Source organism: Pseudorhodoferax sp. (assembly GCF_047601025.1).
GTDB lineage: Bacteria > Pseudomonadota > Gammaproteobacteria > Burkholderiales > Burkholderiaceae_C > Pseudorhodoferax.
On record NZ_JASGJZ010000001.1, the window covers coordinates 270,435 to 289,464 of the forward strand.

Genomic DNA, 19,030 nt, shown 5'->3' on the forward strand with positions numbered 1-19,030 from the left:
CATGAGCGGCTTTCGCATTCCAGGTCCCGTGTGCGTCGAGGACCTGACCTGGTCCATACGGGACGGCACGTCGGCGCTGTGGTCGACGCCAACGCCAGGGCCGGTTTGCCTGGATGCCTCATGGTCTGCGGCTGTACGCCGCGAAATCGCGCAGGCCGATCTCGGCATGCTGTTTCGCAGTTGCCTGAACCCATTGGTCGGCCTGACAGACGACGACTACGCCGCGGCAGCGAAAACACTTGGCGTCGACGTCGCAACGATCCAGGCTGTGGCAGAAGTGGAAACCTCCGGTAAGGCTTTCGACACGCTCGGTCGGCCCCGCATCCTGTTCGAGCGCCACTACTTTCATCGTCTCACCGGTGGCCGATACGACCAGAGCCATGCCACCATCTCGGCGAAATTGGCCGGCGGCTATGGCAAGTTCTCGGCGCAGTACGACAAACTAGAGGAAGCTTTCGCCCTGGATGCCGATGCGGCTCTGAGTTCGGCGTCGTGGGGGCGCTTCCAGATCATGGGCAGCAACTACCATGCTGCAGGCTTCACATCCGTTCGCCAGTTCGTGCTGGCCATGACACGATCCGAAGCCGAACACTTGAAGGCGTTTGCCCGATTCGTGAGCAACAACCCGGCGATGGTGAAGGCGTTGCAGAAAAAGGACTGGGCCGGCTTCGCCAGGGCGTACAACGGCAAGGGATACCGGAAGAACCTGTATGACGACAAGCTCAAGAACGCCTACGAACGACTTGCGCCCAAAGCGGTGCAGCCTGTAGGCCAACCTGCCGCTGCCCCGGTCAATCCATCAAGGCTGCCATGAAGCCGATTGCCTGCGTGACCGTTTTTTTGTGCCTTGCGCTCTGCGGCAGGACAGCAACTGGACATGACGCCCAACCGACCCATTGCGCTCCGGCGGAAACGGCCTTCTCTTGTGCGACAGCGCGCGGCCGTGTACTGGCGTTGTGCAGCGCCGCTGACAAATCGGTTCTCTACCGGTTCGGTCGCATCGGCGCCATCGAGCTGCAATACCCACCCAGCACGCAGCCCCAAGCCGGGCCCATGCTGTACTCGGAGTACGGTCGCTACCAGACCGATCGGGTCGAGGTCCGCTTCGACCACCAAGGCACTGAATACACGGTCTTCGACTACCACGAAAACGGCCAGCGCCGCGCCGGTGTGCGCATCACAAGCACCGATACCAAAGAACGCGAGATCGCCTGCACCAGCCCCATCACCGGACGACTCGGTGCGCTCAAGAACCTGCTGCCGTGCGATGCTGACAGCGCGTTGAATCTCGGCACGTGCAAGTAGGCGCCTTGCCGTTTGAAGTGACACCGTTGGGGCTGCTGCCGACGCGCCGCCGCATCCTGATTGCCGCGGCGCTGTCGTGCTGGACAGCCGCCCACGCCATCGACAACCCCGATGCGCCGGACTACAACGCCGCGTTCCTGGAGCGTGCCCGGCCGTACGAGGAACGGCTGTCCCAGGCATCGAGCGCCAGCGAGACGACCGCAGCCGCCTCGGCGTATTCGACATTCCTGGACGCTGAACTGAACCGGGCCTACCAGGACCTGCTGGCGCGGATGGACGCGCCGGACACGCGGCAGGCGCTGGTGCAGGCACAGCGCGAGTGGCTGCGGTTTCGCGACGCCGAACTGCGCTTCATCGACCGGAACTGGACGCCGCAGAACTTCGGCAGTTCGTTTGCGCTGTCGCGTGCGGACTACCGCCACCGCCTCGTCAAGCAGCGGGTGTCGACGCTGCTGGCGTACTTGCAGAACTACCCGGCGAGGCCGGTGCGGGGCAAGTAGCTGTGGCCCGGCGCCGGGCGGGCCGGCCCGGCCCACTGCGTCAGTCGGTCCATCCTGCGTGATGACTTTGGTCGCTTGGCGGCCCCGCCGGCGGCCCGTACCGTTGCCCTGCAACACGCCCCCACCATGCCGGCCCAGTTCACGCTCACCTCCCCGCTGCCGCCCGAGGACTTGCTGTTCGAGTCCATGAGCTGCGCCGAAGGCCTGAGCGTGCTGGGCGAGATGCAGCTGGCGCTGGTCAGCGCACGGTCAGACCTGAAGCCCGAAGACCTGCTGGGCAAGACCATGGGCGTGACGGTGCAGCTGCGCGAGGACGCCAAGCGCTACTTCCACGGCTACGTGACGCGTTTTTCCATCGGCGCGCGCAGCGGCCGCTACTACGGCTACCAGGCCAGCGTGCGGCCCTGGCTGTGGTTCCTGACGCGCACCACCGACTGCCGCATCTTCCAGGACCTGAGCGTGCCCGACATCGTGAAGAAGGTGTTCGAGGACCATGCCGGCGCCAGCTTCGAGTTCAAGCTGTTCCGCAGCTACCGCAAGTGGGTCTACTGCGTGCAGTACCGTGAGAGCGACTACAACTTCGTCGCCCGGCTGCTGGAGCACGAGGGCATCTACTGGTACCTGGAGCACGGCGACGGCCAGCACAAGCTGGTGCTGGTCGATTCGAAGAGCGTGCACGACGCCGCGCCGGGCTGCGCCGCCTTGCCCTACTACGAGGACGCCGGCCAGGCGCCGCCGGACACCGAATGCGTCTCGGGCTGGCAGTTCGGCAGCAGCGTGGAAACCGACCACACGCTGCTGCGCAGCTACGACTTCGAGCGGCCTTCGGCGCTGCTGGAAGTGAAGGCGCAGAAATCGCCCCCCTACAAGATCGGCGCGCTGGAACAGTACGACTGGCAAGGCGATTACGTGCAGGCGGCCGACGGCACGCAGTGGGCCGAAGACCGGCTGGACGAACAGCAGACCCGCCACGAGACTGCGCAAGGCAGCACCAACGCGCACGGCATAGCCACCGGCCACCTGCTGGCGCTGGAACGCCACCCGTGCGACAACCAGAACGCCGAATACCTGGTGACGCGCACCACCGTGCACGCGCGCAACGACAGTTATGAAACCGGCGGCAGCGCCGGCAGCTGGCAGTGCGAGTTCTCGGCCATTCCTACGGATCAACAGTTCCGCCCGCCGCGGCGCACGCCCAAGCCCTTCGTGCAGGGGCCGCAGACCGCGGTGGTGACGGGGCCGTCGGGCGAGGAACTGTTCACCGACAAGTACGGCCGCGTGAAGGTGCAGTTCCACTGGGACCGCCAGGGCCAGAAGGACGGCAAGAGCTCGTGCTGGGTGCGCGTGTCGCAGCCCTGGGCCGGCCAGCAGTTCGGCTTCATGCACGTGCCGCGCATCGGGCAGGAGGTGGTGGTCGACTTCCTGGAAGGCGACCCCGACCAGCCGCTGATCACCGGCCGCGTCTACAACGCCCAGCAGATGCCGCCCTGGGAGCTGCCGGCGAACGCCACGCAAAGCGGCGTGCTGTCGCGCTCGTCCAAGGGCGGCGCCTACGGCAACGCCAACGCGCTGCGCTTCGAGGACAAGAAGGGTGCCGAGCAGGTGTGGCTGCACGCCGAGAAGAACCAGGACATCGAGGTCGAGAACGACGAGACCCACTGGGTGGGCCACGACCGCAGCAAGACCATCGACAACGACGAGACCGTGCGCGTCAAGCACGACCGCACCGAGACGGTGGACCACAACGAGACCATCACCATCGGCGTGGACCGCACGGAAAGCGTGGGCAACAACGAGAAGATCAGCATCGGCGTCAACCGCACCGAAGACGTGGGCAGCAACGAAACCATCAGCATCGGCGCCAACCGCACCGAGACCGTGGGTGCCAACGAGACCATCAGCATCGGCTCGAACCGCACGATCACGGTCGGCGCCAGCGAGACAGCCACCGTGGCGCTGCAGCGCACGCACTCGGTGGGCGTGAACGAGACCATCGCCATCGGCGCGGCGCAGGAGATTGCCATCGGCGCCGCGCAGGTGGTGGCCGTGGGCGCGATGCAGACCATCACGGTGGGTGCGAACCAATCCACCAGCGTGGGCGCGAAGCAGAGCACCGACGTGGCTGCGGACCGCAGCGTGCAGGTGGGCGGCGCGCAGAGCACCAGCGTGGCCAAGGCGCGCAGCACCAGCGTGGGCGAGGGCGACAGCCTGAAGGTGGGCAAGGACTTGGTCGTCGACGCCGGCGACTCGATCACGCTGAAGACTGGCAGCGCCAGCCTGACGATGAAGAAGGACGGCACGATCCAGATCAAGGGCAAGGACATCACGATCGACGGCTCGGGCAAGATCAACGTCAAGGCGTCGGGCGACGTGGTTGTCAAGGGATCGAAGATCCTGCAGAACTGATGCAAGGGGAGCGGCGCATGCATCCGAACGACCTGCCGGCATCGGCGACAGTGCCCGAAGAGGACGAGGCCAGCCTGCTGCCGCCGTTGCTGCGCGGCAGCGCGAACCCAATGCCCAGCGTGCCGCTGCCGGGCGTCGTGGTCGGCCGCCTGCTGGCCTTGACCGACGAGGGCCGCACGCCGCTGGTGAGCTGCGGCGACGATCAAGCGGCCATGCCGGCGCGCAGCACGGTGGACCTGCACGGTGCCCATATTGGGCAGGACGTGCTGCTGGTGCACGAAGCGGGCGACCCCAGCCGGCCCATCGTCATCGGCGTGCTGCGCGGCGCCGCCGGCTGGCCGGCCGACCAGAAGCCGGACACGGTGCAGGTCGATGCCGACGGGCAGCGTTTGGTCGTCAGCGCCAGGGAACAACTCGTCCTGCGCTGCGGCAAGGCCAGCATCACGCTGACGAAGGCGGGCAAGGTGCTGATCGAAGGCTCGTACCTGCTGTCGCGCTCGACCGGCGTGAACCGCGTCAAGGGCGGGTCGGTACAACTGAACTGAGCTTCCCATGTGGACCATTGCCAATACCACGCCCTATGCTGTCGAGGCGCAGTTGCTGCGTGACGCCAGCGGTGCTGAGACGTTGGCGGTGGTGACAAAGGGAAGCTTCGTTATTCGCGCCGACGGGCAATGCTGCCCTGATTGCGAGCAGACGCCGATTGTTCAGGTGCCGCAATACGCTGGCGTCCCGGCCTGCTCTAGTCTGTTGCGCGATACCGACTTCGTGTTGCACAAGCCGACCACCGATGTTTTGGTATCGGGTCATGCCTACGCGGGCGCACCTCGCCGCACGTCAACCATGGTGACGATGGAAGTTGGGCCAATCGCAAAGCGGCTGCGAGTCTGGGGAGATCGCCACTGGGAGCGCAGCGCGCTACGTTGGAGTGCGTCCGCGCCGCTGCCGTTCGAGCGTGTGCCTCTCTTGTACGAGCGAGCCTTCGGTGGCAGCGCCGGTGCTGCAAGGGCCGATGGCATCTGGTCATGCGACCCTCGCAATCCAATCGGCCGCGGATTCAAGGCTGCAGAGCTTCGTAGAGAAGGCGACCCCTTGCCCAACATAGAGCCTGAAGACGGTCGCCAAGCTCCGGCTGGGTTGGGCGCAATCTCGCGACATTGGTCGCCGCGTGTGGAGTTGGCAGGAACACACAATGAAGCTTGGCGCAGCAAGCGTTTCCCACTTCCACCCGAAGATTTCGATCCGCGCTTCTACAACGCAGCACCGTCCGATCAGCAACCACGACAGCATTTGATCGGCGGCGAACCGGCGTACCTGGAGAATCTCACGCCGGACGGCTCACTGCGGTTCGTAATACCCAAGGTTTGGCTAACTTTGAACACTACCATCGGTTTGGATGTTGAAGGGCATCGTGCCCAACTCCACACACTTGTATTGGTGCCGGATGAGCGCCGTGTCGAGATGACGTGGGTCAGCACTTTGCGCTGCCATGGCCGTGCGACGCGTATCCGCCGCATTCATGTCCGCGAGAAACCCCGCGTCGGATTGGGTGCGCAGATGCGAAGAAGGGCGGGCGCATGAGAATCGCTTCGGTTGGGGTCTGTACGGCCCTCGGCCTATGCGCGCGAAGCAGCGCGGCAGCAGTGCGGGCCGGACTGAGCGCCTTCAATGTTCATGATTGGATGGTTGACTCCGCCGGTGACAGAGTTGTCGTGGCACAGATGCCAGGAATTGACGATGGTGCCGACGCAGCACAGCGAATGGCTATGCTCGCCAGCAAAGCGGTGCTAGAGGCAATTGAGGGGTATGTGGAGCGATCGGCCTCCGGTACTGTGCCAGTATTTCTTGCTGTGCCGAGTGCGCGGCCGGGGCTGAACCGTCACTCGATTGAGCGAGCGGTCGATGCTGTAGTGCGCGAAATCGTGCGCTCCGGGTACAAGCCCGCTCTGACGCTGGTTGAAGCTGGGCACTCCGGCGGTCTAGTGGCGCTACGCGAGGCCTGTGGCGCGTTATCGCAGAAATATGGAGGCTGGGCACTCTTCGGTGGCATGGACTCGTGGCTGGAGCCCGAAACGCTGGAGTGGCTGGAGGCAGAGGACCGGTTGCACAACGCGGCTAATCCTTACGGATTCATCCCGGGTGAAGGGGCAGGTTTCTGTGTGGTACTCAACACATCGCGTACGCTATCTTCTGACACTACGTTAGAGGTGCTTGGGTCCGGCGTGGCATCAGAGACCGTGCCGCGTCGAGGCGAGGAGCCTTGCCTTGGATGGGGGCTCACGACAGCAATACAGGATGCAATCGGTTATCTACCCGACACAGCTTTAGTCGACGACGTCTTTTGCGACTTCAACGGAGAGTGGGACCGCGCAGATGAGTATGGCTTCGCAGTAGTTCGTACCAGCGGCAGCTTCGTTGATGCAACCGCTGCGCTCACGCCGGCCGACTGCTGGGGCGACGTGGGCGCCGCCACTGGCGCCCAACTGCTCGCGCTGGCTTGGCAAGCGGCTAAATGCCGCTGGCTCAGAGGCCACCACCTTCTCGTATGGACCAGTTCCGACGGGCCGCATCGGGCCGCAGCCCTGATCGGTGTGGTGCAGTAACAGGAAGCCTGCCATGCCCCTGACCGTGGGTATTAATGCCATTCGGCCTGCGCTAAGTGTTGCCCACAAGGGCAGCAACGGCATCTCCACCGCCATGGCGCCGGATGTCTGTAAGACGCCAAGTCCGGGCGGACCAGTGCCAGTGCCTTACCCCAACATTGCGATGTCCAGCAGCTTGGCCAACGGCACTACTACTGTCAAAACCGATGGCCAGTCCGCCGCCATCAAGGGATCGGAATACTCGCGCAGCAACGGAGACGAAGCGGGCGTGGCCGGGGGAGTCAAATCGGGCGTCAATATGAAGGAGGCTAAGTGGATCTCCTATTCCTTCGACGTGAAGTTTGAAGGTCAGAATGCCTGCCGTTTGTGGGATAAAATGACCCACAATCACGATAATACCCTATAGGTGCGGCATGGCAACCAATGCTCAGGGACCAACTCCGGGAACAGAGGTAATTGTTGTCGAATGTAACGTCAATTCAACGAAAAAGAAGGACTGGGATTGTTGTCAGTTGGAGCAGTACTGTGCAAAGATCGACGAGGTTGATGATCAGGTGCAACGCAAAACTTTCGAAGAACGTCCTGATAACTACGATGAACGACGCGATGAGGGGAATGATGCTGCAAAGAAATACCGCCGGTGTTGGAACCAAGCCGCCGCTGCGGGTGTGTTCGCCGCCCACGATGAAGAAGCGATCAAGAAGCAGTACTATGCCGACTGCGCGCACGCCAAGGCAAAGAGTAATAATTATACGATGACGGCGGAGATGGGTGAGCCAGACCATATTCACGAAATCCAAGCCGGAGGAGATCCGACCAATGTACGTAATCTGCGTTGGCTCGATCCCAGCGTTAATAAGTCCGTCCAGAACATCACAGCTACAGTGGGCAAAAGCTACGATGCCTCCAAGAAGCAAAGCGTCTCGGCAGACTGTTGTCCAGCGGAGGCGACCTACTGCGCGCCTCCGAAGACCTCGGACAGTAAGATCATTTCATGATCGCGAAGGAAGTTGATCCCATGAATGACGAATTGAAGGAACGGCTTAAGTCGATAATCGCGCGCATCTGCGAGCTGACTGACGAGTTAGGTCATTTGCAGGATTGGGATGATCCTCACGAACTGAGCCGTCCAGCCACGCCCGAGCAGATAGCGCAGATCGAACGTGTGGCAGGGTTCCCGCTGCCACCCGACTATCGCGCTTTTCTCGAGCTGCATAATGGTTGGCATGAATTCGTTGGCGAGAACGATATCCTAGCTGCCGAGCAGATGACGCCTGGGGCTATGGCGGATTCCATTGCCGATACTAGGTCTATTCAAGAGGAGAACGACGATCCAGCCCTACGCGGTTTCATCATCAACGCGTCGATTTCCGGGTCAGATATTGCCTATATCGACCCGGCCACGCAAAGACCGGACGGCACAGCCGACGTAGTTCGGTGGGACCCGCGCGCACGCGAGTATCACCGTTCCCCGAGCTTCATGGCCTATCTGGAGCATCACGTCGAACTGCTCCAGCGCCGCATCGCAAAGGAGCGGGCAAAGCTGCGTTAAAGCGAGAAGGCACTGCATGTTGCTGGAGCGACTTTATAAGGGTGACGTGCTATGTCGCGTCACCTTCGGTATCACGTTATATCTGCCGCAGGCGCCTACCCGGGACGAGGTCATGCGCGCCTACTCGGTTTATCGGAATCACTGTCCACCCGATTGCCGGCACCTGATCACGACCGTCAGGACACCGTTGTACCTGCCGCTGGACGCCGACGACCTCAGTCACGTGCATCGCAGCCTGAGCATGCAGGATCGCCGCCACGACGAAGGCATTGTGATCTGGGACGGTAAACCGGCCGAGCACTGGATGTTCTGGATCCAGGGTTGGCTGGATCCTAAGCTGGGGGCGGACACAGCTTCCTTTTGCCAGATCCAACTACCCGAAGACACTGACTGCGAGGTGTTGTATGGGCTGGCGCGCGGATTGGCGGACGAGCTACCGCTCTTGTCCGGGCATGCCGGATATACGGTGCAGTTCGACGCGCGGCTTAAAAACGCAGCCTTCGACCAGATTTATGCTTGGGCTAAACGTTATCTAGGCGTAGAGGTGGAAGACCTGAATCTGACCTTACCGTTGATGCGCGACGCTATCAAGGGCGCGAACTGGCTCACCTTGGTAGGCCACAATCTCTGGGCGCAGTTGATGGATCACCCCGACCGAGCACACGAATTGCCGGAGGGTGTGACCTATGAGCGGCTCCAGTACGCCGGGCTGTTCCGCGCCGGGGTCAAGCCAGTACTGGGCGATCGCAATCGGCGTGACTTTCCATACCTGTATGCCGTTATGGAAAAGGTGTTGCGGCCGCTGAAGCTGCAGCACCACCCCGAGTTCGCCGGCCGTTTCGGCCGAGAGCAGGCAACCGAAGCTTGGCTCTACCGCTTGCTCGATCCAGCGCGGTGGTGACAAAGCAGATCAACACTGATATTCCTCGCACTTAATCGGCCCATCACGTGAGATGGAGATGTGAGATGGGGTCGGGTCTTGAATTTTGCATTGCCTTGCATTACCTTGCTCGAAAATCCCCAACATCCCTTCTCCTTGTCAGCTTGACTGTGAGTATATTTATACACACACTCACACCATGCGCTACAGCTTCGACCCTGCCAAGCAAGCGAGCAACCTCAGGAAGCACGGCCTCCGACTTGGCCGACGCTCAGCAGGTGATCGAGTCGGGCCAGACGGTCGCCTTCGAGGACCGCCGCTTCGACTACGGCGAGGAACGATTCGTGACGCTGGGGTCGCTGGGCGACATGCTCGTCGTGATCGTGACGGCGGAAACCGAGGACCACATTCGCATCATCTCAATGCGCAAGGCAGATCGACATGAGCAAGGCTTCTGCCGCGAAAACCTCGGCTGAAACGCGCGAGGACGCGCCCCTGCGGCGAGCAGACATCGCTGCCGGCAAGCTGGTGCTGCGCAAGCGCAACGCCACAGGAGTCGTGCTGCCCAACAAGCAGCGTGTGAACATCTTCCTCGACGGCGCTGTGATCGAGCACTTCAAGGCGAAGGCCGGAGACCGGGGCTACCAGACGCTGATCAACGAAGCGCTGAAGCAAGCCATCCAGGCCGAGAGCCTCGAAAGCGTGATCCGCAAGACGATCCGCGAAGAACTGCGGCGCCCCTGATGCGTCATGTCCCGCCCCCTGCGCATCGAGTTCCCGGGCGCGGTCTACCACGTCACCTCCCGCGGTGACCGCCGCGAAGCCATCTACCGGGCGACGACGACCGCGTCGCGCAGCTGGACGTCATCGCGCAAGCGATGGACCGCTTCGATGCCCAGGCGCTGGCGTATTGCCAGATGGGCAACCACTATCACCTGGTGCTGCACACGCGGCAGGCCAACCTGTCGCGGCTGATGCGCCATGTGAATGGCGTCTATACGCAAGCGTTCAACCGCCGGCATGGCCTGGTGGGCCATCTGCTGCAAGGGCGCTTCAAGGCCATCCTGGTCGACACCGACACCTACCTCCTGGCGCTGTGCCGCTACGTGGAGCGCAATCCTGTGGCCGCAGGCCTGGTGCAACAGGCCTGCGACTGGCCCTGGTCCAGCTGCCGCGCCCACATCGGCTTGGCGCCCACGCCGCCGTGGCTGGACAGTGACGGCCTGCATGGCCACCTGCTCGGCCGCCCGGTCGCCACCCCGAAAGACCGCGCGCTGGCCACCGAGCACTACGCCCGCCTCGTGGTGCAGGCAAGACACGATGACGCCGGCTTCTGGGAACGCGCCGTTCACGGGCAGGTGTTCCTGGGCGATGAGGACTTTGCGCAGCGCATGCGGGCCCGGGCCGAACCGCCTCGGCTGGGCAGCGCCGAAACGCCTCAAGTGCAGCGCCAGGCTCAGCGCCCCGTGGACTGGGCGACGCTGTTGGCACAGAGCCAAGGCCATCGCAACCGGGCGTTGGTGCTGGGCTATCGGCAGCATGGCATGACGATGTCCGCGCTGGCGGCGCAGGCGGGGTTGTCCGTCTCCATGGTCAGCCGCATCGTGGCTGCCGCGGAACGCAAGCCATGAACAGCGATCGTGATCCTGTCCCCGCGCGGGCGTCGAGATCTGCTGACGCAGTTCTCAATTTGCGACAAGGTGGATGCCACCACCGTGGACCAGAGCAAGGAGTGAACATGGAAGTCCGCCCCATCCGCACCCAGGCCGACTACAAGGCCATGCTGGCCGAAGTCTCCAGACTGGTCGACCTGGCCCCCCGTCGCGACACGCCCGAAGGCGACCGCCTGGAAGTGCTGTCGCTGCTGGTCGAAGCCTACGAGGACGAGCATTACCCCATGCGGCCACCTACCCCGGTGGCGGCCATCAAGTTCCACATGGACAACACCGGCATGACGCCGGCCGACCTGGTGCCCTACATCGGCACGCGCGCCCGGGTTTCCGAGATCCTCAATGGCAAGCGTCCCCTGACCATGCCGATGATCCGGCGCCTGATGACGCTGGGCATCCCGGCCGAAAGCCTGGTGGGCCAGCCCGAACCCGTGGCGGCATGAGAGACATCTAGAGCCAACTCGGGTCGAGGAACCACATGTCCAACAAGCAGCGCGTGAACATGTTCCTCGACGGCGCCGTGATCGAGCACTTCAAGGCAAAGGCCGGCGACCGGGGCTACCAGACGCTGATCTGCGCCGCAGTCCACGGTTCGAGTCGGCAGTTGGCGACTACCTGGCCTACTGCAAGGAGCGAAATGTCAAGCCGGAGGGGGCGAGTCGCGAGCGCGTCCAGGCCGATTTCACGGCCGGATCACCGGGATCACCTTGCGCCCATGCCGCCGGTAGATGTGGAAATCGCCATCCAGCGTCAGCACGCGGCAGGGGTCGTAGAGCTCCGACATGCGCACCAGGCAGGCATCGGCCAGCGAGGCCGGAACGTTCTCGTAGCGCTCAAACAATGCCTTGACCGCCCCCAATTCCTCGCCCAGCGCCATGCCGATGCGAACGGCGCCACGTTCGATCAGGGCCAGTGCCACGGCGGGGTCGAAGCCGGCGCGCGCCAGCAGGAAGCAGGTCTCGGCGACCACGGCTTCGCAGGTCAGAAAGGGGCCGGGGTGCTGGGCGAACTGCGCCTTGGCCCAGGCATGGTGGCCGTCGTTGCGGCAATGCAGCGCCACCCAGGGGCCGGTGTCGAGCAGCAGGGTGGTCACGTCTGGCCGAACCCGTCCAGATGCCGGGGGTTCGAGGCCAGGTCAGACGGGCCACCTTCGAAACAGCCGACCAGGTCACCGGCCTTGTCCAGCGCCGAGACGAACGGCTGCACCGCATCCGCCGGGCGTGCAACGTAGGCCGCCAGCGCCCGGCGCACCAGTTCAGACTTGCTCAGATGGGCGCGTTGCGCCGCCTCCAGCAACTGTTCTTCCAGCGCAGGCGGGATCTTGATGGTCAGCGTGTTCATAGCAGGCGTATTACCGATTGCCTGGTGATATTACCCAGATCGTCGAGATGCCGTCAACGGGTGCTGCGACGCATGACCTTCGGGCATTGCCCATCGTCGTACGGCGCACCACGCCACGGGAGTCGGGGTCAGGTTCTAGGTCCGCCGCTTCGACTACGGCGAGGAGCGATGCGTGACGCTGGGGCCACTGGGCGACATGCTCGTCGTGATCGTGACGGCGGAGTCCGAGGACCACATTCGCATCCATCTCGATGCGCAAAGCGGATGACATGAGCAAGGCATCTGCCGCGAAAACCTCAGCTGAAGCGCGCGAGGACGCGCCCCTGCGGCAAGCGGACATCGCTGCCGGCACGCTGGTGCTGCGCAAGCGCAACGCCGCAGGGGTCGTGCTACCCAACAAGCAGCGTGTGAACATCTTCCTCGACGGCGCTGTGATCGAGCACTTCAAGGCGAAAGCCGGCGACCGGGGTTACCAGACGCTGATCAACGAAGCGCTGAAGCAGGCCATCCAGGCCGAGAGCCTCGAAAGCGTGATCCGCAAGACGATCCGCGAGGAACTACGGCGCCTCTGATACCCCATGTCCCGCTCCTCCGCATCGCGCCTGCCGGCGCCGCCCCCCGGGTCACTTCCTGCCACGACCGCCGCGACGCCATCTACCTGAGCGACGACGACCGCCGAGTCGAAGCATGGCTGACACGCGGGGGCACTGCGTTGACGGTCAGCCGGGGCGTGGCGGCCGTGGGCGGACGGCTCAACGCCAGGCGCCGCGCCACGAGCGACCGAGCGTGAGCCAGATCTCGTCGCATGCACCCGGCTCGCGCACGCTCCATCCGTCGATCTTGAAGACGGGCTCGCCCGGACGCTCGACATCCGGCACGGCCGTTGCCGCAAATGCGTGCGCGGGGTCGACCTCCGGCGCCGGAAGATCGGCCAGTGCCGGCCCGGCGACGAAGGCACCGGTCTCGAGCAGGAATGTTCGGCGCGTCGTCTTCATGTGGGGGCACCTTGCGCCATCGCGAGCAGCGAGGCCAGCGAGTCCGCCTGCGCGACGGCGCGCCGCGTCGGCCGGTTGGCGGCGTTGGCGCGCGCAAGCTCCAGCGCGCGCGCAAGGTTGCCGCCGCTGCCGGCATGGAACTCCGCGGCGTGGTCGGCGAAGGCCAGTGGATGGCGGGCGAGCAGCGCCTCGAAGCCGGCGCGCGCGGCGCAGAGCTGCGCAGCGGCCTCCTCGGCCCTGCCCTGCAGCGCGAGCACATCGGCGAGTCGCCAGGCGACTTCAGGGTCGCCGCTTTCCACGGCGGGCTCCAGCAGCACTTGCGCTTGTGTGAGGTCGCCGTCTTCCGCGACGATCTCGGCCAGATGCACGCGCGCCTTCACATACCCGGGCAGGTACTCGAGCGCGTGGCGATACCAGCAAGCGGCGCGCGGCGGGTCGGGCTCCGGCACCAGTTCGCCCCACAGCATGCCGAGCTGAAAACAGGTCCAGGCCAGCGGAAACGGCGACACATCGTCGTAAGCGGCGAGCGCCCGCCGATAGACCTCATCGGCTTCGTCGAAACGGTCCATGTCCGCCAGCAAGGCGCCGAGCGGGACCAGGTCCTCGAGGCGGCCGCTGGCCACGGCCCTGCGGCGCCGCGCGGCCAGCGCCGACGCCAGCCGCGCGCCGCAGGCCTGGTCGACGGCCAGCGCCTGGCGCTCGATCTCATCCGCCGGTGCACCGTGCCGCCGAGCCTGCGCGAGATGGCGCCGCGCGTCGGCGAAGCGGTGCGCCGCCGACGCGATCTGGGCCTGGACCAGCGCCGTGCGCGCCGACGCCGGATCGCACAGCGCAAGCGTCTGCGCGAGCGCCTCGAGCCGGTCGAGTGCCGTGACGTCGCCGGTGAACTGCAGCGTGAGCTGCTCCTCCTCGACGATGCGCTCGGCAGAGCCTGCGCGCAGCGGGTCGCGCGCGAACCGGTCCCAGGAGCGGCGCCGCGCGTTCTGCAGGTTGACGACGGCGATTTCCGCGTCGGTCACCGCGAAACGACCGCCGTCGAGCGCCACGGCCTCGATCACTCCATCGCTCCGAAGCGTGACGGCAGGCTGTCGACCCCGACCTTCAGCAGCGTGGCCACCATCAGCCGGACGATGAGCGTGGCCTGGTCGTTGGCCCGGAACTGCGCACGCCATTCGACGGTGCTGCCCGCGCCCTTGGGGCTGACGGTCAGCGTGCCGGTGTAGTCGGAAGCCGGCACGCCGGAGATGCCGGCGTAGCGGTAGGACCGCCTGGCGTCATCCATGGCTTCGAGACGCTCGACGATGGTCTTGCCGTCGATGGTCTCCACGGTGCGCAGCTGCCCGACGCCCGACCCCGCCAGCCGAACCTGCGCGACCAGCGGATGCCATGCGGCGTCAAACCGGCCGAGCAGCGCCCATACCTGGCCGGGAGGCGCTGCCAGATCGACGCTTTCGACCACCACCTGCAGCTCCGTGTTGGGCGTGGCGAGATAGGGAAACACCTGCATGCCGGGCTTGGTCGCGCTGGTCGCGCCGCCCTGCAGGAACTCGCGGTCCTTGTTGACCAGCCACGTCATCAGGATGTCGATGCAGTTCGCGTCGACGGTGCGGCCGCCGCCGGTCCTGTAGGCCTGGCCGTTGATCGTGCTCTTCTCGATCTCCAGATGGCTCGCATCGGTGATGGGCTTGCTCACGTCGAAGAGCAGGAAATCGTCGAAGAAGACGTTGACGTTCGCGGCCAGGGCGGCCGGGCTCCAGTCGGCGCGTCCATCCATCATGTCGTAGCGCTCGAAGCTCTCTTTCAGCCGCTGCCGGAAGAGCGGCGCGACCTCCGGCGCGATCGCGAACGGCGTCTGCTGGTTCCACAGGTCGCGCAGGTCGAGCCCGCCCTTCGCAATGGGGTTGAGGCGGATGTTCGTCTGCTCGGGGCGGCCGATCCAGTCGATGCGCGCCGGTATGGGCCCGACGGGAATGCCGGGGCGCGGCAGCGGCACGGTCTCCGCGACGACCCCGAACAGCGAACCCTTGTCGGGATCGAGCACACGGCGCGTGTCGAACTCGATCACGATCGCCAGCACGTTGTCGTGCAGCAGCAGGTTCGGCAGCTTCTGCAGGGTCCCGACGTTCACCGCCAGGTAGAACGGGTCGGACCGCAAGCCGGCGAAGATGCGGAAGACGCCGTCGGGGGTCGCCGTCCCCTTCTCGTCGTTGACGGTGACCGTGAGCGTGCGTCCGTCCGGCAGCGTGCAGGTGCCCCGCTGCACCGGCTTCGCACCCGGGCCGGCCCGCTCGAGGCCGCCGAAGCGGCACGAGAAGCGCACGAGGTCCTGGTCGCCGGCCTGGAACTTCGCCGCGTCGCCCGTGCCGGCGACCGTCACCCGGCGAATCGCGATCGCATGGTCGATCGCATTGGAGAAGACGGCGTCGGCGCCCGCGCCAGGGAAGACGTCCAGCGCCACGACGGTGCGCGACGGATCCTCCGGGCTCGTGAAGGCGAACAGGTCCGAGATGTCGGCGGGAGGATCGCTGAGCGTTCGGGGCCCGTCGATGTGGTCCGACATGGACGCTACTTCCAGGCCGGCTGCTGCGCACCCGATGGCGCCGCCGCTGCGCCGGTCGCGGCCTGTTGCGGGCCGCCGAACGGCGTGACGCGGCCGGGCGTCTCGGGAATCGATTTCAGGTACTCGATCAGCGCCCAGCGCTGCTCGTCGGTCAGCAGCGGGCCGATGACGCCGTTGCCGAGCGGCGCGTTTTCGAACGAGTGGCCGGCGTTCGAGTTGCCCAGCAGCGCCGTATCGAACAGGAAGCGGCCGGAGTTGCCGCTGGTGTCCACGCCCAGCTTCACCGGGTCGAACTCGCGCCCGACATAGAACTTCTTCGTGCGTTCGCTGGCCGGGACCAGCATTTCATACAGGTTGGGGACCGACCCGTTGTGCATGAAGGGCGGAGTCGCCCACACGCCGTCGCGCGGCGCCGCCTTGTAGACGGCATTCGGCGTCGGCGGCGGCGGAAGCTCGCGGAAGCCGTTGATCGGCACGAGCTGCTCCTGGGTCAGCTTGGCGTCGGCGATCGCGCGTGCGTAGATCGGCGCCACGAGGCTGCCCTTGAAGTCCTCCGACGTCAGCACGGGCTTGCCGCGGAACCGCCCCGGGAGTTTGTCGATGAGATCCCCGGTGAGCGCGTACGGCCGGATCGTCTGCGCCTGCGTGTTGTCGGTTCCCACGTAACTCTGCGGGACCAGGCCGACGAGGACGAAGCTCTTGCCGTACTTGTTGGGCTCGGTCCAGCGGTAGGGCCACATGTTGTGGCAGCTGGCGCAGTGCGTGGCGAACAGCGCCTTGCCGATCTTCGCCTTGTCGCGGTCGATCTTGCCGAGCAGGTCTTCCGGCCAGCTCGGCGGCGCCAGGCGCCACAGCTGGACCTCGACCCGGTCCAGGTTGTGGATGGCGGCGTTGGACGCGAACAAGCCCTCGGCCGGAGACTCGGCATGCAGGTTGATGTCCAGGTACACGCCCATCGTCTCGCCGAGGTTGCGCATCAGCGGATCCTGCAGGATCGCAGCCCACTGCGTCCACAGGCCCTGCGTGGCGTTCCACAGGAACGGCGGCTTGACGGGCGCGTTCGGCGTGGACGTGTTCTCCGGAATCCTGGGAACGTTCGAGGTCAGGCGGTTCTGGATCAGCGTGAGCGCGTCGAGGCGCGCCGGTCCCCAGGGGGAGGCCGAAGGCAGCGTGCGCGTCGCGTAGTGATGGGTGCCCGCGGCCTGCGCTTCGAAGCGCTTGCGCAACGCCGCCTTCGCATCCGCGCTGGTCGCGTTGAGGCGCGACGCCAGCCGATCGAACTTCGCGGGATCCTTCAGCGTCGCCTGCATCGCGGCGTCGAGCGACTGGATATAGGCTTGGTAGTCCAGCGCGTTGTTGTTGCCGCCGTCGATGCGGATGCGCTTGCCCTGGACCCGGAGCTCCGACGTGTGGCACATCGCGCAGGTCACGCCCGCGAACTCGCCGGTGGCGGCGCCCTTCCACGCCGGCTTCGAGATCACGGTCTTGCTGATGCCGATCGGCAGGCCGTCCGGGTTGGCCGGACTCCTGGGCTGCGGGATCACGCCATGGCGCTCGCTATTCGCGTCCGAGCGGAACAGCTCCTGGCTGTCGGCCAGCTCGAGGTGGAGGAAGATGTCGTACGACATCACCGTCGAGCCCTGGGAAAAGTTGTAGTACCAGTCCCGATCGTCCTGCGACCACGCCTGGTCGAGGTAGATCACGGACGCCGGCGCCGCTTGCGCGGCAGCGGGCTGCGCCGGGAACAAGGTGATGGCGCCGAACGATGTCGCCAATGCGGCGGCCCTCAGCGAGCGGCTGGTGAGTTTGCGCATCCGAACCTCCGGATCGTCATCGTGGGTCGATGCGATTGATGGTATCCACTCAGGTGTCTCCAGGCGGCTGCGCCGCCCCCATGCGTGCCCTGATGGTCGCGGTGCGTGAATTGATGTAGGCGGAGTCCGGGCGCTGCTCGGAGCGCCTGGGCGCCGGCAGCATCACCGCCAGCCGCACGGCTCGAGTTCGAGCCGCCACGGGTGAGCGTCGAGGCCCGGCCGGCTGATTGCTCGCGACGTACGTTCCGGGCACCGACGTGCCGTCCGAGCTGCACGAGGTGCGGCCCGGCAAGGCCGATGCGAACCATGGCGGCATGGGCGGATAGCGCCGACACCGTCGACCTCTTCGTGTCGGCCATCACCATCATGGAACTGAAGCTCGGCGTTCTGCCGATCAACGCAAGGACGCCGCGCACAGGGCCGTGCTGCGTGCATGGCTGGAACGGCCGTCACTACTGCCCGAGTTCTCCGCGCGCACGCTGCCGGTCGGCACCGCTGTGGCGCAACGCTGCGCCCGGCTGCGCCTGCCCGGCAAGCGCGGCGAGCGTGACGCGCTCATCGCGGCGACGGCGCTGGCGCCTGGCATGGCGGTGGCGACGCGTCGCATGGCCGATTTCGAGCCCACGGGGGTGGCCACTGTCACTCCGTGGCAGAAGCCGGAGTCAGCGGCATCGGCAAACCCGGGTCCGGCGCCGTCGAGATCCCGGGTTCAGCGCCCGGCCGGTACGCCGGGCGGCTCGGCAGCAGATGACTTTCGGACATTGCCCTTTCCGGGTCGGCGGCATGAACATGCCTGCGCCGGTCCACATCCGGCATCCAGGTACATCCCATGGTCACTGCCGCCAACGCCCACCACTTCGCCCAGCCGGAATGGCGCGTCATCGCCGCCGGTTTCGACACCGAGCGCTGGCTCCAAGATGGCCAGGCCGTGGGCACCGGGGGCATCCTTAACCCCCAGCCCACGCGGCTGCCCAGCGGCCAGTACTACTACCGCTTCGCCAGCAGTTCGTCGCCTGACGATGCCCGCTTCGGCGGCGGCTGGTGGCTGGACCACGACAACTTCGTACTCGTCCGCCGCTTTGCGGCCGAGCATGGCTATTCGCTGCGTGACGCGGCCAGGTTGATGCTGGCCTTGCCCCATGCCTGGACGCACGTCGACCAGTTGGTGCGCGCGTTGCTGCGCCAGCCGCTGCGGGCCTACACCGGCCTGGGCAAGCCGGCGCAGGGTGCGGCCACCGGCGCTGACCGCGGCACGCGCTGGATCCCCACGCAGCATGTGGCGGTGCGCCAGCTCTACGTGCCGGGCCTGGCCGCGGCTTCCGATGGCGGGCCGCTGTACCGCACGGTGTTCCAGCAGCCGGTGGAGGTGTCGGCGCTGGCTTGATCGCGGGGGCGCCGCAACCG

The 19,030-nt window shown here is 65.5% G+C and carries 23 protein-coding genes and 1 pseudogene; 18 read left to right on the forward strand and 6 right to left on the reverse strand.

Annotated features, from left to right (window positions below):
• The first annotated feature begins 1 nt into the window (after position 1).
• From QM782_RS01225 to QM782_RS01295, 15 genes are all read left to right on the forward strand, one after another.
• Positions 2 to 814, forward strand: coding sequence for an N-acetylmuramidase family protein (locus QM782_RS01225; protein ID WP_415201119.1), 813 nt, complete (start codon positions 2 to 4; stop codon positions 812 to 814).
• The gene (locus QM782_RS01230; protein ID WP_415201120.1) at positions 811 to 1,305 is read left to right on the forward strand and encodes a hypothetical protein; all 495 of its coding nucleotides are present in this window, start codon (positions 811 to 813) and stop codon (positions 1,303 to 1,305) included. Before QM782_RS01225 ends, QM782_RS01230 begins: the two co-directional genes overlap by 4 nt.
• A 5-nt stretch (positions 1,306 to 1,310) precedes the next feature.
• A complete protein-coding gene (locus tag QM782_RS01235) occupies positions 1,311 to 1,805 on the forward strand; it encodes a lysozyme inhibitor LprI family protein (RefSeq protein WP_415201121.1) in 495 nt (164 codons plus the stop codon).
• 126 nt (positions 1,806 to 1,931) lie between these two features.
• Complete coding sequence (locus QM782_RS01240; protein ID WP_415201122.1) at positions 1,932 to 4,211, forward strand: type VI secretion system Vgr family protein; 2,280 nt, start codon at positions 1,932 to 1,934, stop codon at positions 4,209 to 4,211.
• A 17-nt stretch (positions 4,212 to 4,228) separates the two neighbouring features.
• Positions 4,229 to 4,756 (forward strand): DUF6484 domain-containing protein, encoded by a 528-nt coding sequence (locus QM782_RS01245; RefSeq protein WP_415201123.1) that lies wholly within the window; start codon positions 4,229 to 4,231, stop codon positions 4,754 to 4,756.
• Positions 4,757 to 4,763: 7 nt separating this feature from the next.
• On the forward strand, positions 4,764 to 5,792 hold the full coding sequence (locus QM782_RS01250; RefSeq protein WP_415201124.1) for a DUF2169 family type VI secretion system accessory protein: 1,029 nt from the start codon (positions 4,764 to 4,766) through the stop codon (positions 5,790 to 5,792).
• A 101-nt stretch (positions 5,793 to 5,893) separates the two neighbouring features.
• Positions 5,894 to 6,814 carry a hypothetical protein gene (locus tag QM782_RS01255; protein ID WP_415201125.1) on the forward strand — a complete coding sequence of 307 codons (921 nt, stop codon included), beginning with the start codon at positions 5,894 to 5,896 and terminating at the stop codon, positions 6,812 to 6,814.
• 13 nt (positions 6,815 to 6,827) lie between these two features.
• Positions 6,828 to 7,220 carry a DUF4150 domain-containing protein gene (locus QM782_RS01260; RefSeq protein ID WP_415201126.1) on the forward strand — a complete coding sequence of 131 codons (393 nt, stop codon included), beginning with the start codon at positions 6,828 to 6,830 and terminating at the stop codon, positions 7,218 to 7,220.
• Positions 7,221 to 7,227: 7 nt separating this feature from the next.
• A complete protein-coding gene (locus QM782_RS01265; protein WP_415201127.1) occupies positions 7,228 to 7,812 on the forward strand; it encodes a hypothetical protein in 585 nt (194 codons plus the stop codon).
• Between the two features lie 20 nt (positions 7,813 to 7,832).
• Complete coding sequence (locus tag QM782_RS01270; protein ID WP_415201128.1) at positions 7,833 to 8,366, forward strand: SMI1/KNR4 family protein; 534 nt, start codon at positions 7,833 to 7,835, stop codon at positions 8,364 to 8,366.
• 16 nt (positions 8,367 to 8,382) lie between these two features.
• The gene (locus QM782_RS01275) at positions 8,383 to 9,267 is read left to right on the forward strand and encodes a type VI immunity family protein (RefSeq protein WP_415201129.1); all 885 of its coding nucleotides are present in this window, start codon (positions 8,383 to 8,385) and stop codon (positions 9,265 to 9,267) included.
• A gap of 239 nt (positions 9,268 to 9,506) precedes the next feature.
• Entirely contained in the window at positions 9,507 to 9,722 is a 216-nt protein-coding gene (locus QM782_RS01280) for a BrnT family toxin (protein WP_415201130.1), read from the forward strand.
• Positions 9,688 to 9,990 carry a BrnA antitoxin family protein gene (locus tag QM782_RS01285; protein ID WP_415201131.1) on the forward strand — a complete coding sequence of 101 codons (303 nt, stop codon included), beginning with the start codon at positions 9,688 to 9,690 and terminating at the stop codon, positions 9,988 to 9,990. The genes QM782_RS01280 and QM782_RS01285 overlap by 35 nt, the downstream gene beginning before the upstream one ends.
• 134 nt (positions 9,991 to 10,124) lie before the next feature.
• Positions 10,125 to 10,877 (forward strand): transposase, encoded by a 753-nt coding sequence (locus QM782_RS01290; RefSeq protein WP_415201132.1) that lies wholly within the window; start codon positions 10,125 to 10,127, stop codon positions 10,875 to 10,877.
• 107 nt (positions 10,878 to 10,984) lie between these two features.
• On the forward strand, positions 10,985 to 11,359 hold the full coding sequence (locus QM782_RS01295) for a helix-turn-helix domain-containing protein (protein WP_415201133.1): 375 nt from the start codon (positions 10,985 to 10,987) through the stop codon (positions 11,357 to 11,359).
• 239 nt (positions 11,360 to 11,598) lie between these two features.
• Here the strand turns inward: QM782_RS01295 and QM782_RS01300 are convergent, their stop codons facing one another.
• Positions 11,599 to 12,009 carry a type II toxin-antitoxin system VapC family toxin gene (locus tag QM782_RS01300; RefSeq protein WP_415201134.1) on the reverse strand — a complete coding sequence of 137 codons (411 nt, stop codon included), beginning with the start codon at positions 12,007 to 12,009 and terminating at the stop codon, positions 11,599 to 11,601.
• Positions 12,006 to 12,257, reverse strand: a complete 252-nt coding sequence (locus tag QM782_RS01305; RefSeq protein WP_415201135.1) for a CopG family transcriptional regulator — start codon at positions 12,255 to 12,257, stop codon at positions 12,006 to 12,008. The genes QM782_RS01300 and QM782_RS01305 overlap by 4 nt, the downstream gene beginning before the upstream one ends.
• 269 nt (positions 12,258 to 12,526) lie before the next feature.
• Between QM782_RS01305 and QM782_RS01310 the strand changes: the two genes are divergently transcribed.
• The gene (locus QM782_RS01310; protein WP_415201136.1) at positions 12,527 to 12,829 is read left to right on the forward strand and encodes a BrnA antitoxin family protein; all 303 of its coding nucleotides are present in this window, start codon (positions 12,527 to 12,529) and stop codon (positions 12,827 to 12,829) included.
• A 180-nt stretch (positions 12,830 to 13,009) separates the two neighbouring features.
• On the opposite strand, the gene QM782_RS01315 is transcribed toward QM782_RS01310, so the two are convergent.
• From QM782_RS01315 to QM782_RS01330, 4 genes are read right to left on the reverse strand one after another with little or no spacing between them, the layout of a single operon-like run.
• On the reverse strand, positions 13,010 to 13,252 hold the full coding sequence (locus QM782_RS01315) for a hypothetical protein (RefSeq protein ID WP_415201137.1): 243 nt from the start codon (positions 13,250 to 13,252) through the stop codon (positions 13,010 to 13,012).
• Positions 13,249 to 14,310, reverse strand: a complete 1,062-nt coding sequence (locus tag QM782_RS01320; RefSeq protein ID WP_415201138.1) for a hypothetical protein — start codon at positions 14,308 to 14,310, stop codon at positions 13,249 to 13,251. The genes QM782_RS01315 and QM782_RS01320 overlap by 4 nt, the downstream gene beginning before the upstream one ends.
• On the reverse strand, positions 14,307 to 15,812 hold the full coding sequence (locus tag QM782_RS01325) for an SRPBCC family protein (protein ID WP_415201139.1): 1,506 nt from the start codon (positions 15,810 to 15,812) through the stop codon (positions 14,307 to 14,309). Before QM782_RS01325 ends, QM782_RS01320 begins: the two co-directional genes overlap by 4 nt.
• A gap of 5 nt (positions 15,813 to 15,817) precedes the next feature.
• Positions 15,818 to 17,626 carry a di-heme-cytochrome C peroxidase gene (locus QM782_RS01330; RefSeq protein ID WP_415201140.1) on the reverse strand — a complete coding sequence of 603 codons (1,809 nt, stop codon included), beginning with the start codon at positions 17,624 to 17,626 and terminating at the stop codon, positions 15,818 to 15,820.
• 227 nt (positions 17,627 to 17,853) lie between these two features.
• On the opposite strand from QM782_RS01330, the pseudogene QM782_RS01335 reads away from it, so the two are divergent.
• Positions 17,854 to 18,276: pseudogene (locus tag QM782_RS01335) on the forward strand (type II toxin-antitoxin system VapC family toxin); the annotation flags it as partial.
• Between the two features lie 179 nt (positions 18,277 to 18,455).
• Complete coding sequence (locus QM782_RS01340; protein WP_415205718.1) at positions 18,456 to 19,010, forward strand: hypothetical protein; 555 nt, start codon at positions 18,456 to 18,458, stop codon at positions 19,008 to 19,010.
• Positions 19,011 to 19,030: the final 20 nt, after the last annotated feature.

Coding starts and splice junctions, on each gene's coding strand:
- QM782_RS01225 (WP_415201119.1), top strand. CDS start 2: ATGAGCGGCTTTCGCATTCCAGGTCCCGTGTGCGTCGAGGACCTGACC.
- QM782_RS01230 (WP_415201120.1), top strand. CDS start 811: ATGAAGCCGATTGCCTGCGTGACCGTTTTTTTGTGCCTTGCGCTCTGC.
- QM782_RS01240 (WP_415201122.1), top strand. CDS start 1,932: ATGCCGGCCCAGTTCACGCTCACCTCCCCGCTGCCGCCCGAGGACTTG.
- QM782_RS01245 (WP_415201123.1), top strand. CDS start 4,229: ATGCATCCGAACGACCTGCCGGCATCGGCGACAGTGCCCGAAGAGGAC.
- QM782_RS01250 (WP_415201124.1), top strand. CDS start 4,764: ATGTGGACCATTGCCAATACCACGCCCTATGCTGTCGAGGCGCAGTTG.
- QM782_RS01255 (WP_415201125.1), top strand. CDS start 5,894: ATGGTTGACTCCGCCGGTGACAGAGTTGTCGTGGCACAGATGCCAGGA.
- QM782_RS01260 (WP_415201126.1), top strand. CDS start 6,828: ATGCCCCTGACCGTGGGTATTAATGCCATTCGGCCTGCGCTAAGTGTT.
- QM782_RS01265 (WP_415201127.1), top strand. CDS start 7,228: ATGGCAACCAATGCTCAGGGACCAACTCCGGGAACAGAGGTAATTGTT.
- QM782_RS01270 (WP_415201128.1), top strand. CDS start 7,833: ATGAATGACGAATTGAAGGAACGGCTTAAGTCGATAATCGCGCGCATC.
- QM782_RS01275 (WP_415201129.1), top strand. CDS start 8,383: ATGTTGCTGGAGCGACTTTATAAGGGTGACGTGCTATGTCGCGTCACC.
- QM782_RS01285 (WP_415201131.1), top strand. CDS start 9,688: ATGAGCAAGGCTTCTGCCGCGAAAACCTCGGCTGAAACGCGCGAGGAC.
- QM782_RS01290 (WP_415201132.1), top strand. CDS start 10,125: ATGGACCGCTTCGATGCCCAGGCGCTGGCGTATTGCCAGATGGGCAAC.
- QM782_RS01295 (WP_415201133.1), top strand. CDS start 10,985: ATGGAAGTCCGCCCCATCCGCACCCAGGCCGACTACAAGGCCATGCTG.
- QM782_RS01305 (WP_415201135.1), bottom strand. CDS start 12,257: ATGAACACGCTGACCATCAAGATCCCGCCTGCGCTGGAAGAACAGTTG.
- QM782_RS01310 (WP_415201136.1), top strand. CDS start 12,527: ATGAGCAAGGCATCTGCCGCGAAAACCTCAGCTGAAGCGCGCGAGGAC.
- QM782_RS01315 (WP_415201137.1), bottom strand. CDS start 13,252: ATGAAGACGACGCGCCGAACATTCCTGCTCGAGACCGGTGCCTTCGTC.
- QM782_RS01325 (WP_415201139.1), bottom strand. CDS start 15,812: ATGTCGGACCACATCGACGGGCCCCGAACGCTCAGCGATCCTCCCGCC.
- QM782_RS01330 (WP_415201140.1), bottom strand. CDS start 17,626: ATGCGCAAACTCACCAGCCGCTCGCTGAGGGCCGCCGCATTGGCGACA.
- QM782_RS01340 (WP_415205718.1), top strand. CDS start 18,456: ATGGTCACTGCCGCCAACGCCCACCACTTCGCCCAGCCGGAATGGCGC.